This is a genomic window from Marisediminitalea aggregata, assembly GCF_900129565.1.
Classification (GTDB): domain Bacteria; phylum Pseudomonadota; class Gammaproteobacteria; order Enterobacterales; family Alteromonadaceae; genus Alteromonas; species Alteromonas aggregata.
This window is the reverse complement of the sequence record NZ_FQWD01000003.1, coordinates 473015-487917: the sequence shown is the minus strand read 5'-3', so window position 1 is coordinate 487917 and position 14903 is coordinate 473015. Positions and strand designations below refer to the sequence as shown.

Sequence of the window (14903 nt, the reverse complement as noted above, 5' to 3'; positions counted from 1 at the left end):
GGATATGGCAAGAAAGCTGTCGTTTCTTGACAAGTCATTCTGGATCACGGAGTCACAGGCTAACCCAAAGCACGTAGCTTGTTTGCAATTACTGTCTATTCCAGAAGGGCAGGATCCGAAAACCTATGTGACTGCGCTGCACAAGGAAATGCAGGGCTTTGCCAGGGCGTGCCCGCCGTTTAACTGTCGGGTAAAAGCCATTGGTATCTGGCCGCTGGGCCTACAACCCGTAAAACACATGCAAATGGATTACCACGTGCAGTGCCATCAGATTGAAAATATTGATGACAGAGAAGCACTGGACCGTTTTATTGCCCGTATGCATGAAACTCGTCTCGACCCACAAAAGCCACTATGGCAATACCATTTTCTGTATGATCCGACACATCACACCTTCGCCATTTATGCCAGGGTGCATCACTTGTATGGCGACGGTGCTACCCTGGTTCGTTGGTTTCAGGCGGGCTATCTGGATGAACCTCAAAGCACTGGCTTTACGCCTGTTTGGGCCATTAAGCGTTTGCGGCATACGCCGGTTAAGCAGTACAAACGGATAAAGCGCATCTGGTTGGGTGTTTGGGAATTTCTCATGACCACGAAAGATGTGCTGGTGATCCTGCTGGGGCTGTTGCTGCGGCTACTGCGCATTAATCGTCACTATATGCCGGTGCCGTTTTCAGGAACGCGAACCGTACTCACCGGGCAAGTACAGGCGGGCAGGGCTGTTGCAACGTTCGACCTGGATTTTGGCCGAATACGATCACTGGCCAGACGTACCCGGGCATCGGCCAATGAAGTGTTATTAGCGGCATTTGATATTGGTGTTCACCGATTGCTGCAGGACCACGGTCATATTTTTAAGCAAGCGCTTTACACCAATATGCCCATTAACCTGCGTAAACCCGGAGAAAAAACCGGCGGAAACAAAATTGCCATAGTGCCTGTGCAGTTAGCGCACGCCGAACACGACCCATACCTGAGATTACGGCAAATTATTTATCACCACCGGGTTGTGAAACACGCAGCGCAACTCGCCAGACCTGCCGCTTTTAGTGCCTATACTATTGGTATACAGGCAATCGCATTGGTCTTTGAGTGGCTGCGTATTTCTAACTGGGTACGTCCTATTGCGAATATTCTGATTTCTAACGTGCCAGGTCCTACCCATGCTAAGTATTTTAAAGACAGCGAGTTGTTGGGGTGTTACCCCATCTCTACGATGACGCCTGGGGGCGGGGTGAACATCACATTAATGACCTATAACGGCACCGCTAATATTGGCATGGTGTGTTGCAACAAAACCATAAAGTCGCTGCAACCGCTTGCGCAATATTGTCAGGAAGCATTCGATATGCTCGAGGCCAGTATCGACGATCCGTCACTGAACATTGATGACATAGGGGAACACGTAGACGAAGTGCCACTTTCCATTGTTAGTGACACCTAGCCGCATTAGGGGTAGCATAGCGCCTTTTTGAATCGGAGCCGTCTATGTGGCACTGCCCCTTATGCCAGCACCCGCTATCTCAGCAAGGTAAAACCTGGCGTTGCGAACACCGCCATAGTTTTGATGAAGCCAAATCTGGCTATCTGAATCTGCTGCCGGTTCAACACAAAAACTCAAAGCAGCCTGGCGATGATAAAACCATGCTGAATGCCCGTCGTTGCTTCCACGACGGCGAAGGCTATTTGCCGCTCATGCAGTTGATCACCAGCCACATTATTCAACATACGCAATCTGCACAGTGGCCGGTATTTAACCTGTACGATGCAGGTTGTGGAGAAGGCAGTTATCTTGGTGTTATTCAGCACGCATTAAAAGCCGCAGATATTGAGGCAGTTGCCTGGGGAAGTGACATTGCCAAGCACGCGGTCGATATCGCGGCGAAGCGGTTTAAATCCTGCCATTTTGCCGTTGCCAGCAGCACCCGATTGCCGGTTGCAGACCAGTCTTTACAAACAGTACTGCAAGTATTTGCACCCGGTCATGCGGCGGAATATGCAAGGGTAATTGCTGAGGGCGGCCTGTGCATTATGGTCGACCCCGGTCCAAACCACTTGTGGGAAATAAAACAAGCCATCTACGACGCGCCCCGTCAACATGAAGACAAAGACGTGGTTATGCCTGGCTTTGATCTGGTGGCGAAAGACGCTTTGTCTTTTCCCATAAACTTCAGCAACGCCGCAATGCGCCAGGCATTAATGGAAATGACCCCTTACTACTGGCGTTTACCCCAAGACAAAGCGCAGTCGCTGGTGGATGCTGACTTCGCCGTGACAGCCGATTTCGTTATTCGCGTATTCAAACGTCAATAACACAGTAAGTATCAAAAGCCGGTTACGCACCTGACGAAGTCTTGTGCTTTAAATGTATAGTGTGGCTTTCTTTGATTTTCGGTCTCTGATTTTCGGTCTCTGGTCTCCATTTCACCAGTCACTACGTTGTTTTGAACTGCAGATTTAATTATTCATTGTTTACCAAGACAAATTTGATTCAAGCGCAATATGCCAGAGTGGTATTTAAGCCGATATATCCCTGCCAAAAAGTATGCCTGCCGACACATCCCGATTGAACTATATACAGTGACAGTGCTGCTCACCTGATACGCTGTTGGTGTGTGAATAACACAACTGGGCAAACCACGCGAAAGCGTGGGACGCAAAGTCACCGGTCTAAGGAGTGCATACTCTACGATAGCGGGATTGCTGGCCAGTTAGCATCAGGGACCCGTGCTCAGGCTAACTTTCCGTTCCAAATGACCTTGTTATATCTGTTTGGAGCAAGTAACAATGAAATTTTCTTCTCACTTAACACTCAGTGTTTTAGCAGGCTGTATGAGCGCGTTTGTTGCGACGGCCAGCTTCGCAAAGCCATTACCTCAACTTTCTGAAAACCTGCCGCCTCAGGCGCTAAAAGACGTGCCGGAGGGCAAGTTGAAACAGGCGTTGATCGGCATGCCTCAGGCAGCCAGAGATCGTGCATTACGTCGTTTATCTGCACTGGGTATTCCCGCTGTTGACCAGCGCTTTATGAACGCTGATAACAGCGGCGAGCTGTTTTACGTGGAGGAAGGGCTGGTGGCAGACGCCGCGCTGGCGTCAGATGAAACACCAGCCACAGCCATGGTGTTGCCTGACATTGACGTGCTTAAACTGCATTCTAACCCGCTTGCAGACAACACTATTTTCCTCGACTTTGACGGTGGTGCGTTCAGTGGCAGAGCGTGGGGAGCAGGAGCCTATTATGATACCCAACCTTTCGATCTGGATGGCAACCCTACAAGTTTTAACGATACAGAGCGGGCCCGCATTCATGAAATATGGACGCGGATTGCCGACGATTTTGCCGCGTTCAATGTGAATGTAACAACTGAAGCGCCGGATGAGTTTGGTCCCAACACCGGCTGGTTATTGTTTACCAAGGATCGCGATAAAAACGGCAATGCCATGCCTAGTCAGGGCGCTGGTGGTGTGGCTTATATTGGTGTGTGGGGCAGAAGCAACTATACCTACTATCAGCCTGCGTTGGTCTACTACAACCAGTTGGGCGGCGGCGTGGCCACCTACATGGCCGAGGCCGGCTCTCACGAGATGGGACACAACTTTGGTCTGGCACACGATGGTACCTCCACGACCAGCTATTTTCGTGGCTTGGGAAGAGACAGCGATCCGTCGAGCTGGGCACCAATCATGGGCGTTGGCTACAACAAAAATGTGACCCAGTGGAGTAAAGGCGATTATCCGGACGCGAATCAACGCCAGGATGATATTGCAATTCTTCGCGCACAGTTGGGCGCCAGCGCAGATACCTCGGGAGCCATTGATAGCCCGGTTGCGCTGGTTATCGATGATGATGGAAATTTCAGTGCCACCAACCGGGAAATCGACCCAGGTAATGTCAGCAACCATAACAAGGGGAGTATTCAGGTAGCCGACACGGATTGGTTTCAGTTTACTGCCGGCACTGGCACATTATCCATTACTGCCACGCCCGCCTGGCATGCGTTCACCAGAACAGGGCGTCGCGGCAGTAACCTCGATATTGGCTTACGTTTGTACGATGCCCAAGGCACATTGCTTGTAGAAAGCGCCGATAGTTATGAAACCAGCACGACATTATCAACGTCAGTGTCTGAAGGTCTGTATGTGCTGGAAGTGTATGGTTCGGACAGCCTGTATGCCACAGATTATGGCAGTCAGGGACACTACTATCTTGACGGGCAGATCACCGTGAGCGCAGCGGATACCATGCCACCAGACCCTAACCCAATGCAGTTTGCTGTTGAGCCGTATTCTTCAAGTGCGACCGAGATAGCCATGGAGTCGGTGGTAGCAACCGATGACCGCGGTGGCGTGGTTTCCTATCTATTCAGCTGTACCTATGGTGATGTGGGATGTGAGAACAGTGAGTGGCAGACTGAGACTGCGTTTACTGCAAGCGGTTTATCACCATCAAGTGAGTATTGCTTTACGGTAAGCGCGCGGGATCTTGCTGCTAATGTTACCGAGGCTTCTGCTGAGATGTGCACCATCACCCAAGACTTGCCGCCTGAAACAACCGTGCCAGAAGCGCCCGGTGAGCTTGTGGTCACTGACGGACAGGATGGCACGGCATTGCTCAGCTGGATAGATTACAGCGACGACGAAACCAGCTTTGAAATTGAACGGGAAAAGCAGTTCAACGTGAGCCGTTTCAGAGCCACCACCATCGTTGCAACGTTGGGGGAAAATACGCGAGCGTATGTTGATGCCAGCGGAAAGGGGACTTATCGCTATCGCGTTCGCGCATTGAACAGCGCGGGAAGTTCAGACTGGACCGCATGGAGTGACGTTACTGTTACTTCGACTAGTGGAATAAAGTTGTGTCGAAAGAATCTGTGTATTCAGTAACCTGGCTTTGAAAGTTTAACTCAGGCACTTAAGGAAAAGTGCCTTTTTCTTCGGTATATCAGGCAATGCATTGCTCAATATCGAAAAGTAGTTTTGCTCGAAGGATATATATACTAAAGTATATAAAATTTTGATCGTTGAATGTTATGGATAACCTGAACGGTAGTATTTATTTTTGGTTTATTGAATTGCTGTCGTATTGGCAAGGGCAAGTGAATAGTTCTGATGTCAGCAAGTTCTTTGGAATAAGTAATACTCAAGCCAAGAAACATATTTCCTCATATAAACTTCTATGCCCAAACAACCTGCAGTACTGCAATAGACAGAAGTCGCAGATAGCACAAGTTGATTTTCAGCTTCATTTTATCAATGGTGACGCAAGTGAGTATCTGAATTGGTTAAATAATCATACGTTAAAATCCAGTAATGTTTACAGTGCTATTACGCATGCCGAGTTGACGCTTCCACCTCGTAATATCTCTCCAATTATCATGCGGAGTTTAGTTAACGCAATTAAGCAGTCTCGTCGTTTAGACGTTGAGTACATTTCATTAAGTAATTCAGTTTCTGAAGGGAGAGTTATTCAGCCGCATACTTTTGTAAAAACAGGACTCAGGTGGCATTTACGTGGGTATTGCGAATATCGCTCTGAATATCGCGATTTTGTCCTTAGTCGCTTTAGTGGTGAGCCCTTTCTAATGGATGCAGCAACTCAAACCATTGAAGGAGATTTAGCTTGGAATACATTGGTCACATTATGCTTTAGACCTGATCCCAGGTTAACCGAAGTTCAAAAAAGGGTTATAGAGCGTGACTATCAAATGAAAAATGGCGAACTGAAAGTCACAACGAAAGCAGCGTTAGCACAGTATTTGATTCAGGAAATGCAAGTCAGAATAGACTCATTAGCTAAAACACCTCAACAGCAGCAATTGGTATTGGTAAACGAAGATGACCTAAAACCGTGGTTATTTAGTTAATTCACGGCACTATACAAAAGAAAGGGGCAAGTAAGTTTACTGGATTTATTTACGGGATTGTGAACGTGATGTTGTTGTGAAAAAGTAATCATATTACGAGTCATTCAGCTAACAGGAAAGGTAATGGAAAAGGACTACCCTCCCTATTTTAAATACTGGGGAAAAGCCAAAAAAGACAGTGAACAACCTGGTGCAGATTATCACCTGTTGCCTTACCACTGTTTGGATGTGGCGGCAGTGGCAGATAAATGGCTGGAACTTTCCCCCGTATTATTGAAGCGTTTTGCTCTGTACTTAAACGTTGAGCCCGACTTGGCACGTCGCATAGTTTTGTTTTTTGTTCTACTCCATGATCTTGGAAAGTTTGATGGCCGCTTTCAACACTTCAGAGAAGATATTCGACAAGAACTTCAGGGCGACGAATGGTGGATAGAAGAAGATCTTTCCTATTATTCTCACGGCTCTTCTGGTTTTAAACAATTCTGTGAAAAGTTTGGTTACAGCGAAGCAATGAAAGCTGTCGCGGGGCATCATGGGTTTTGTGACACAAATTTCAATTATGAGGAACCGACAGCTGATGATGATTTAATCGACCTTGACGAGCAAGCACGGTCTGAATGGGTCGCATTTTGTTTAGAGTTCTGTGAGCTGGAAAGTATACCTGATGTTGGGGGAATTCCACTTTTAGCTGGGTTTTGCAGTGTTGCAGATTGGCTTGGCTCGTCATTAACCAATTTCACGACCTCCCCAATGGCTAATCTGCAAGAGTATTACGAACAGGTTCTTCCACGAGCTGAAGCCGTTCTACGTGATAGCGGTATGATCACCTCGATAGCTGGTGCGGGGTTTAGTTTTTTATTCCCTGATTACAGACCAAGAGGAATTCAATGCTTACTGGATGAATTGCCTTTATCGCCCGGTTTAACCTTGGTTGAAGCAGATACGGGAGCGGGTAAAACTGAATTCGCGCTGTCTTATGCTTCAATGCTTGTGGAAGCTGGACTGGCTGATGGAGTTGTTTTTGGTTTGCCAACTCAGGCAACAGCCAACGGCCTATTCGATCGAATACAGCATGCTGCTGAATTACTTTTTCCTGATGCTAAGGCGACTCTTGCCCACGGTAAGTCACATTTCATTGTTACCGATGAGAGTGGTTTTTTACATCAATCAAAAAAACGTGCATTTCTTGGTACAACATCGGTAGCGACTATTGATCAAATCCTAATGGGCGTTCTGGGCATAAAACACCAGTTTGTACGCTCGTTCGGAACCAGAAAATCTGTACTCATTCTCGATGAAATTCACAGTTTTGATGCTTATATGATGGCATTGATTGAGCAAGTGTTAAAAGGTCAGCATGAAGCTTTTTCAAGTGTAATACTTCTATCAGCAACTTTGCCTCATCACATTCGTAATAAGTTGCTTAATACGTATAGTGGTTCTTCTGACTCGGAAGCTTATCCGCTAATTACCCATACAAACTTACAGGGGGATACAAATGTATTTACTTTACCCGAAGAGCTGCAACAGCAGTTAAAGCGAAAGGTTGTCTGTACTCAACAGTGGCATACGCAAGATTGTTTTCCAGAGGATACTCACATCGGCACAATTTGTGATTGGGTTATCCAAGGAGCTATGGTTGCTGTAATTTTTAATACGGTTGCCGACGCACAGCGCTTGTTTCATAAAATATCTCTCCAGCAGCCTGAGTTTGAAGTTGATCTGTTTCATGCTCGTTATACCGTTAGTGACAGGCAACACATCGAGAAAGCGGTTTTAGAAAAATACGGGAAAAATGCTACGCGTTCAGGGCGATTGCTGATTGCTACGCAAGTTATCGAGCAGTCATTGGATTTGGATTTTGATGTGATTATCAGCCAGATTGCACCAATTGAATATTTAATGCAGCGCATGGGACGTTTGTGGCGACACGAGCGAGAAAATACAGATTTATATCCACGAACAAACGCCATAAAAGACCCACTTTTTATTACCTTGATTCCTCAAGAAAGCATTCACTTGGATGAGAGTATTAGTAAGACAAAAACACACTATTCCGGTAGTGGTTTTGTTTACCAGAATATTCGTTGGCTCTACCGAACCGAAAAATATCTCAATCAGAATGACAAACTAATTTTTCCTGACTGCTATCGGGAAGCTATTGAGTATGTGCACTTCCCAGAGATCTGCGAAAGCGAGCCTGAAGCAATTACTGAAATTGCTAACGCTTTTGAATTAAAAGGCGAAGGCAGTCACTACACTGCTCGGCAAATCAGCGCAATGCAATCGAAGCCATTAAACGATGTGGATCCCCGTTGTGCACTATTAACCAGGGAGGGCGAAATGAGTATATCAGTGGTATTGGTAGATGAATCTGGGGCGCTATTGCACGGCGGGAGTTTTGAAGAACAAGTTGACCGAGAGCGTAACCTTATTTCGTTGCCCCCCAAACACGCTAAAGGAACAAAATATCCCGATTATTTCTGTACGAAAGCCGTGGTAGGTAAAGATATTGAATACAACAATATGGGTTTTATTCGCACAGATTTAGTCGAAGAATTTAATACAGGAGGTAAATAATGTACTTGTCAAAAGTCGTGGTTAAGTCTCGCGACACTTATGAGCAGCATCAGGCCATTTGGAAGTTATTTCCCAATACACCTGACAGGAAAAGGGATCACCTTTTTCGGGTCGAGGAACAAACTAATAAAGGATGTGAGTTACTTTTGCAGTCTGCAACCAAACCAACGTCTTGCGAGCAAGCACAAGTATTAATAACCAAAGAATTTGCACCTAAGGTAGCAATAGATAGTAGCTATAAATTTAAGCTGCTGGCCTATCCTACGAAGTGCCTCAGTAAGAGTAAAAAAGTCATTGAGATAAAGGAACCTGATGAACAAGTTGAGTGGCTACAGCGAAAACTTGCTGGTGCTAATGTTCAGGTAACGGCAATGGATACTCTACTTACGAGAAGCAAAAAATCATTTAACAGTCGCTTTGTTCTGTTTGAAGGGATTTTACACGTTTTAGATGTTGCTTCGATTGAGCACGCACTTGTGATGGGCATCGGGCGTAAAAAACATGCAGGAGCAGGGCTGTTGTCTTTAGCACGCCTAATGTAAAGGAGCGAATATGTACAAATCAATACTTAAAGCTTTGAGTGTAATTTCTAAAGCAGATAAAGCAGAGCTTAAGCGCTGTAGCTTAAAAACACTGGCGAACAGCCCGGCGTATTTCAGAGTGTTAGCTTACTCAAAAGCAACTGATTCAAAACAAACGCAGCGAATTTTGTTTTTGTTTCTACACACCAAAATGAGCGATAACGATACCGGAAAAACGGTAGCAGAGGCTTTGCTGACCGCTGGCGTAAAAGAAAGCCAGATAATTCAGCTCACCAGAAGTGGTGACAATGGCGTTGATTATTTAAAGCGCCAACTGGTGCGTTGTAGCGATGTTGATCCCGAGAGCCTTGGGCAACTAGCCCAATATTGGGGAGACAACGCAAGGCGTCAATTACTCAAAGCGTTCATTCTGGCAAATACCGCAAAATTTGAAACCGAAAAAGACTAATTTAAAAGGACTTATTTATGACTACGTTTATCAACATCCATACCCTTATTTCTCACCCTTCTTCAATGATGAATCGCGATGATTCCGGCTTACAAAAAACTGCCGTTTTTGGTGGCACAGTAAGAAGCAGAATATCCAGTCAGTGTTTGAAGCGCGCAATACGTCAAAGTGACATATATACAAATGCCGTAGAGGAAAAATCCATACGCACTAACAAGTTTGATGAACTGTTGGCATTATGTATTGAAAGCATGCCTGAGGTGGATTCTAAGCTAATAGAAGATGTCTTGCTTAATATGGGATCTAAAATAAAAAAAGAGAAAGATAAAGAGTCAGGTGAGACTCATAGATATTTCGATGCAGTTCAGCCTTATGCTATTGGCGCTATCCGTGAAGCGGTAAATATGGTTAAAGCTGGAACAGAGTTAAAAGAGTTAAAGAAAATAGCTCATATCCCAACGTTCGATGTTGCGCTATCTGGTCGGATGGATGCGAGCTGCCCCGAACGTAACGTAGAAGCTGCGATGAGTGTTGCGCATAGCCTCACAACACATAGTGCAGATATTGAAGTCGACTGGTTTACGGCTTGTGATGATTTGGCCGAACAAGGTTCAGGTCATATTGGCACAACTGAATTTAGTTCTGGTGTATTTTATCGTTATGCGAGTATCAACCTGGACTTGCTTGCCAAAAATGTAAAATCTACACCAGATGAAGTTATGCCGGTAGTACAAACAGTAGTCCGTTGTTTTGCTCAGGTAACCCCTTCCGCTAAGCAAAAAGTGTTTGCTGCATATAATCAGGCCGACTTTGTGTTAGTAACACGAGCAGACCAGCCTTTATCGTTGGCTAACGCTTTTAGAAAGCCTATAGAAAATACCGGCGATGTCATGGAAAAATCTGTTGCAGAATTAGTGAGCCATTACGAAAAACTTAAAGATGCGTACGACATGGACTCTGATGCAATCGGGATGGATTTGACAGGTAGTGAAGAAGGTAAAACGATTAGCTGGGTAAACAAAATTAGTGATATTCAATTTTAGGGAGAAGGTTAATGGATACCTCAACCTTAATTTTGAAAACAGAAGGGATGTCAGCTTATGGCTTACAAACATTCGACGTACACCGCCGAGTAAGCCACTTCCCCACGCGGTCAGCGATCATGGGATTATTAGGCGCTGCGAAAGGGATTTCACGCTCACAGCATCAGGCGCTTTTTGAATTATCCGAGCGATTGCAAATTGCTGTGCAAGTTAACAAAGGAGGAGAGAAAATTGTTGACTACCATACTGTTCAAAATTTCCGAAGTCCGGTAGGGAAAATTCAAACTGGGACTAAACCAACCTATCGCGAATACTGGTGTGACTCAGAATATACGTTTGCTATCAGCGCGGAGAAAAGCGTTATTGTAGAGCTACAAAAAGCAGTGATATCACCAGCTTTTACGTTATTCCAAGGGAGGAAGTCTTGTCCGCTTACCCGACCATTATTTGAGACTGTTTGTGAAGAAGGTAACCCCGCCAATGCGTTAAAGTTGCTCAGCTACGGCGGGCAAATTTTCAGTGATGTTTCGGGCGATAACCAGGTAGCAGTTCTGCAAGTGCGAGACCAAACCACGGTAAATCCACGTAAGTTTGCTATGCGAACGGTATTTGTTTGTGCAGAACCTAACAACCAAATAGAACAGGAAGTCGCAATATGAATCTGCTCAAAGATGATTTTATCTCTACCGACCAAGGCAAGGTATCGCTGCGCACTTTGCTGACTTCAAATAATGACTATCAGCTTCAATACTATTTTGATGAAATTCAGTTAGCCATGTTGCAACTTTTAAGTTCGCTTGCGACAGCTGTTTTGCAGCCAAGTACTAATGATTTGCGGCACTATTTGGCAAAAGGGCTTACTACCGAAGAGTATGATGCAAAATTAGCAAGTATAAACTCTGAGTGGTTTGATGCAGTGTGTTTTATGAAATCTAAAGCGCCTGTTAATGCAAAAAATCCCCTTGCACCAATCACAAAGCTTTTGTCAGGCATTGAATGTGGAACGTCGCCAAACGCGATTGGTTTATTTTCAGAAGTTTCCGATGCTGAGAAGATATGCCCGGATTGTACTCACGTTTTAAATTATAACCTGCATATGAATATTAAAGGGGAGTGCTTTGGGCCAACTGGAGCGACAGGGATAAGAGGTGGTGGCGCAATTTCCACTTTGGTATCGGGAGAAAGTTTGCGCCAAACAATTCTTTCGAATGTAGTCGCTATAGACTTCTTTAACACATTCTCGCATTTAGATAATGATGCTATTTTCGAACCAATGTGGGTTTCGCCATTGAAAGGCGAAATATACCAGGCACAGAAAATTGGACTTTTACGTGGACTTTTTGCTCTGGCCTATCATATTGATTTCCATGTTGAAAATGAAACTTGTACATGTGATGTTTGTGGCTGTTACGCGGATACTTCCGTGACAACATTTGTTCGGGAAAAATACACTGGCTCTTATGGCTCTACGAAGACGGGGAGAGATAAGGGCGCAGGATGGTGGTTGCATCCTTATACACCCATTAGTGTGCGTGAAGACGGTATATTTCCAGTTGGTGCTCGCGATCAAAATTGGCAATCTTGGCAAGAACTGAGTCACTATGTTGTGAGTACTGAAACAAATAAAGGCACAGTCGAGCCCGCATACATTGTTAAACAACATCGAGAGTTGGCTTCAACAGGAAAAACACATTTGCTTGTCGGAGGTAATATTGCGGATCAAGGCTCTGTTATTGGCAGGGTCTATGATTTGTATTCAATGCCTTCATCGCTGAAGAAGCAGCTGTCTAAAGTAACACAAGTGGTTGATGCCGGGTTAAAGCAAAAAGACAAATTAATTCTGGCTTTGAATAAACTGTTTGGTATTGGTTATGATAAAAACTTTGTTGCTGAAATTAAAAGCAATGCAGTTAATCGATTCGTTTCCAATGCACAGCAGATTGTCCAACAAACATTGTTGGATGTAGATAGTAAAGAGGCCAGTACGCTGAGGCGTATCGCGGCTGGTTTACTTAACCAGGAAGCCAAAAAAATCTATTCCGAAGTTCAGCGTAAATATCAACACGATTTGCCATTATTCAAGGCACTGATTAGAGGTGAGTATATTCTCAATAAAGAGTAACACCGCCACAAGGAGTGCCTATGAAACCCAAACTACAAGTACTTGAACAATCAATCGCAACCATGACCCAGGAGGGCTTGGAGTATATATGTATTACTGATATTGCCCGGTTTAAGCATAAAGACCGAACCGGTGTGATAATCGGTAATTGGTTGCGGAATCGCAATACCATCGAGTTTTTAGGTATTTGGGAGCAACTCAATAACCCTCATTTTAAAGTCATCGAATTCGATGACTTTAAAAAAGAAGCCGGGTTGAATAGTTTCACGCTAACGCCCAAACAGTGGATAGAGAAAACTAGTGCGATTGGACTCATTTCAAAGGCCGGACGCTATGGCGGTACCTACGCTCAAAAAGATATTGCGTTTGAGTTTGCCAGCTGGATTTCTGTTGAGTTTAAACTCTATTTGATCAAAGAGTTCCAACGTTTAAAGGAACAAGAGTTCGAACAACTTGGCTGGGATATTCGACGCAATCTCGCAAAAGTGAATTACCTGATCCATACGGATGCGGTCAAGGAGCACCTCATTCCGGAAACGCTCAATAACCAACAAATAGCCTGTGTATACGCCAACGAAGCAGATCTGCTAAATGTTGCACTTTTTGGTGTTACGGCTAAGCAATGGCGTGATGAAAACCCTCAGCTCAGCGGCAATATGCGTGATCACGCCAATATTCACCAGCTTGTTTGTTTGGCAAACATGGAATCTATGAATGCCCATTTCATTCAACAAGGCATTAAGCAATCTGAACGGATTGTAAAATTGAATCAATTAGCCATTCAGCAAATGCAGGTACTGATTGCAGCCAATGCCGCCAAGAATCCTTTATTAAAGGAGTAAACATGGCTTTTATCCCACTGAAACCTATCCCTGTCAAAGATCGCAATTCTATGATTTTTGTGGGTATGGGGCGAATCGATGTTAAGGACGGGGCGTTTGTTGTTATCGATGAAGTAAATGGCGAGCGGATGCACATTCCGGTTGGCTCGGTTGTGTGCATCATGCTTGAACCTGGTACCAGAGTTTCCCATGCGGCCGTAAAGCTGGCGGCTCAGGTAGGTACCTTGTTAATTTGGGTAGGCGAAGCGGGTGTCAGGTTATATGCCGCAGGCCAACCCGGTGGTGCGCGATCAGATAAATTACTATACCAAGCTAAACTGGCTCTGGACGAGAATCTCAGGCTGAAAGTGGTTCGCAAAATGTTTGAGTTACGTTTTGGTGAACCCGCGCCAGAGCGACGGAGTGTTGACCAACTGCGTGGTATCGAAGGTGCGCGTGTGCGAAAAACCTATGAACTGCTTGCAAAGCAATATGGTGTGGAATGGCGAGGCCGCAGGTATGATCCCAAAGACTGGGAAAAGGGCGATGTCGTTAATCAATGTATAAGTGCAGCAACTTCCTGTTTATACGGTGTAACAGAAGCCGCGATTTTGGCGGCGGGATATGCTCCCGCAATTGGTTTTATTCACTCTGGTAAACCGTTATCTTTTGTGTACGATATAGCTGATATCATCAAGTTCGAATCTGTTGTACCTGAAGCGTTCAAAATAGCTTCGAAACATCCCCGTAGCCCTGACAGGGAAGTACGCATAGCCTGCCGTAATATCTTTCGCGAAACCAAGTTGCTCAACCGTCTTATTCCACTAATAGAAGAAGTGTTGAGTGCTGGGGAAATTACGCCTCCAGAGGCGCCAGAGGATAGTCAGCCTCCAGCGATACCTGAACCACAAAGTATAGGTAACGAAGGTCACCGAACGGGGTAATTTATGGCTATGATCACTGTAGTTACTGAAGCGGTACCACCTAGATTAAGAGGGCGCTTAGCGGTATGGCTTTTAGAAGTGCGGGCGGGCGTATACGTAGGTAATGTTTCTCGACGTATTCGCGAGATGATTTGGTTCCAGGTTACTGAACTTGCCGATGATGGCAATGTCGTCATGGCGTGGTCAACTAACAATGAATCGGGTTTTGACTTTCAAACCTATGGTGAAAACAGGCGAGAACCGATTGACGTTGATGGGCTCAGACTTGTGCGTTTTTTACCTGCTGATTCTGACTGATTTTAGATTAATTTTGATCTTTAACATTCTGGTAGATTTTTCAATTGGGTTATTTCCTTTATAGATCAATTGTCTATAATTGGAGTGTTCCCCGTGCCCACGGGGATGAACCGGTTTCGGCTGTAACCTTTGCGCACATCAACCCGTGTTCCCCGTGCCCACGGGGATGAACCGTAGCCATGGTATTGCCCTCGTTGTGATGTACAGTGTTCCCCGTGCCCACGGGGATGAACCGG

At 45.2% G+C, this 14903-nt stretch carries 13 protein-coding genes and 1 riboswitch; all 13 genes read left to right on the top strand.

Translation table 11 applies throughout. From position 1 onward, the window contains the following. The first annotated feature begins 4 nt into the window (after positions 1-4). The 13 genes from BUB81_RS10130 (at position 5) to cas2e (ending at position 14667) form a co-directional block, all read left to right on the top strand. Positions 5-1447, top strand: a complete 1443-nt coding sequence (locus BUB81_RS10130; protein WP_073322274.1) for a wax ester/triacylglycerol synthase domain-containing protein — start codon at positions 5-7, stop codon at positions 1445-1447. Positions 1448-1491: 44 nt separating this feature from the next. Further along, a complete protein-coding gene (locus BUB81_RS10125) occupies positions 1492-2316 on the top strand; it encodes a putative RNA methyltransferase (protein ID WP_073322272.1) in 825 nt (274 codons plus the stop codon). Positions 2317-2624: 308 nt separating this feature from the next. Then, positions 2625-2711: riboswitch (cyclic di-GMP riboswitch) on the top strand. A gap of 79 nt (positions 2712-2790) precedes the next feature. Further along, a complete protein-coding gene (locus BUB81_RS10120) occupies positions 2791-4890 on the top strand; it encodes a zinc-dependent metalloprotease family protein (RefSeq protein WP_073322270.1) in 2100 nt (699 codons plus the stop codon). Positions 4891-5036: 146 nt separating this feature from the next. Further along, on the top strand, positions 5037-5870 hold the full coding sequence (locus tag BUB81_RS10115; protein ID WP_073322813.1) for a WYL domain-containing protein: 834 nt from the start codon (positions 5037-5039) through the stop codon (positions 5868-5870). A gap of 123 nt (positions 5871-5993) precedes the next feature. Next, entirely contained in the window at positions 5994-8450 is a 2457-nt protein-coding gene (gene cas3, locus BUB81_RS10110; protein WP_073322268.1) for a CRISPR-associated helicase/endonuclease Cas3, read from the top strand. Next, entirely contained in the window at positions 8450-8992 is a 543-nt protein-coding gene (cas6e, locus tag BUB81_RS10105) for a type I-E CRISPR-associated protein Cas6/Cse3/CasE (protein ID WP_073322266.1), read from the top strand. The genes cas3 and cas6e overlap by 1 nt, the downstream gene beginning before the upstream one ends. 10 nt (positions 8993-9002) lie before the next feature. Continuing rightward, positions 9003-9440, top strand: a complete 438-nt coding sequence (locus BUB81_RS10100; RefSeq protein WP_073322264.1) for a type I-E CRISPR-associated protein Cse2/CasB — start codon at positions 9003-9005, stop codon at positions 9438-9440. A gap of 17 nt (positions 9441-9457) precedes the next feature. Next, positions 9458-10483 (top strand): type I-E CRISPR-associated protein Cas7/Cse4/CasC, encoded by a 1026-nt coding sequence (gene cas7e / locus BUB81_RS10095; RefSeq protein ID WP_073322262.1) that lies wholly within the window; start codon positions 9458-9460, stop codon positions 10481-10483. Positions 10484-10494: 11 nt separating this feature from the next. After that, complete coding sequence (gene cas5e, locus BUB81_RS10090) at positions 10495-11142, top strand: type I-E CRISPR-associated protein Cas5/CasD (protein ID WP_073322260.1); 648 nt, start codon at positions 10495-10497, stop codon at positions 11140-11142. Then, complete coding sequence (locus BUB81_RS10085; RefSeq protein ID WP_073322258.1) at positions 11139-12605, top strand: type I-E CRISPR-associated protein Cse1/CasA; 1467 nt, start codon at positions 11139-11141, stop codon at positions 12603-12605. The genes cas5e and BUB81_RS10085 overlap by 4 nt, the downstream gene beginning before the upstream one ends. Before the next feature lie 20 nt (positions 12606-12625). Next, positions 12626-13447, top strand: coding sequence for a KilA-N domain-containing protein (locus BUB81_RS10080; protein WP_073322256.1), 822 nt, complete (start codon positions 12626-12628; stop codon positions 13445-13447). Positions 13448-13449: 2 nt separating this feature from the next. Further along, the gene (cas1e, locus tag BUB81_RS10075; RefSeq protein WP_073322254.1) at positions 13450-14370 is read left to right on the top strand and encodes a type I-E CRISPR-associated endonuclease Cas1e; all 921 of its coding nucleotides are present in this window, start codon (positions 13450-13452) and stop codon (positions 14368-14370) included. 3 nt (positions 14371-14373) lie between these two features. Continuing rightward, a complete protein-coding gene (cas2e, locus tag BUB81_RS10070; RefSeq protein WP_073322252.1) occupies positions 14374-14667 on the top strand; it encodes a type I-E CRISPR-associated endoribonuclease Cas2e in 294 nt (97 codons plus the stop codon). Positions 14668-14903: the final 236 nt, after the last annotated feature.